Raw genomic sequence first — 1188 nt, 5'->3', positions numbered from 1 at the left:
TGCCGTGGTGACCGCGCTGCGCATCAGCGCCGAACTGGAGCGCTCCGGCGACCTGGCCGGGCACGTGGCGAAGCTGGCCCGGCGCCGCTTCCCCGAGCACGCCGTCCCGGGCGAGCTGCACGCCACCGTGCTGGAGATGGGGCACATCGCCCAGCGGCTGATGGCCAAGGCCGCCGACGTCATCGCCACCCGCGAGCTCGAGACCGCGCTCGAGCTGGAGGGCGACGACGACGTGATGGACGATCTGCACCGCGCTTTGTTCCGGCGGCTGCTGGACGACCGCTGGCGGCACAGCGTCGAGGACGCCGTCGACGTCACCTTGGCCGGCCGCTTCTACGAACGGTTCGCCGACCATGCCGTCGCCGTCGCCGAGCGTGTCGTCTACCTGGTCACCGGCACCCACACCGGCGACCTGACCGAAGAGAGCGGCCGGAGGTAGGCGGCCGCTCCGCGGTCCATCCAGTCGGTGCCCAGGCTCGGCATGGGGTTGTCCGTTGCCCACACCCATGGCGGCGCGGTCCTACGTCGGGTTCCGCAGCAGCCGGGCCCGATCCGGGCGGATGCCATCAGCGCCGGACGGCTGCGCCAGGTCGAGCCCCCAGCCTGCGGGAACGCTGAACAGCCAGGATCAGGACACGGTCTCGGCCACCTCTAGCCTGCGCGTTTCATCTGGGGTCGGGTCCAGATCATGATCGGAAAAGCGAAAGTGCCTTCTGAGCTGCAACGATGAGGCTTGTCTAAGGTCTCTGTCGTTCCAGCGGGAAGGCACTTTCTGCGTGCACACTACCCGGTCACGCCCCAAGCTCGTCGTCAGCGCCGACGGGAACGGGGTGGTCAGCCACGCCGGCTCGCGTCTGCTCGCGGGCTTGGCCGACGCCACCTCGCTGACCAGCGCCTTCTCCGACGTCCTGCAGCGGCTGCGGCCGCGTGGGACCGGGCACGATCCTGGCCGCGTCGGGGTGGACCTGGCGGTGATGCTCGCCGACGGCGGCGAGGCGATCGCCGACCTGGCCGTGCTGCGGGACCAGTGCGATGTGTTCGGCCCCGTCGCCTCCACCCCGACCGCCTGGCGCGTGCTGGCCGGTATCGATGAAGCGGCCCTGAACACGCTGCGGGCAGCACGGGCCCAGGCCCGCGAGGTCGCCTGGCTGCAAGCCGACGAGACCGGACAGGCGATACCGGCATCCC

At 71.0% G+C, this 1188-nt stretch carries 2 protein-coding genes; both read left to right on the top strand.

The genetic code is table 11. The features are described from left to right. Positions 1–439, top strand: a 439-nt coding sequence (locus tag TR48_RS37565) for a phosphate signaling complex PhoU family protein (RefSeq protein WP_304941246.1), incomplete at its 5' end; no start/stop codon positions are given. 307 nt (positions 440–746) lie between these two features. After that, the coding region (locus TR48_RS37560; protein WP_236652516.1) for a transposase at positions 747–1188 on the top strand (442 nt) is incomplete at its 3' end.

It is taken from the genome of Streptacidiphilus neutrinimicus (genome assembly GCF_000787815.1).
Classification (GTDB): domain Bacteria; phylum Actinomycetota; class Actinomycetes; order Streptomycetales; family Streptomycetaceae; genus Streptacidiphilus; species Streptacidiphilus neutrinimicus.
This window is presented reverse-complemented; position numbering and strand designations above follow the sequence as displayed.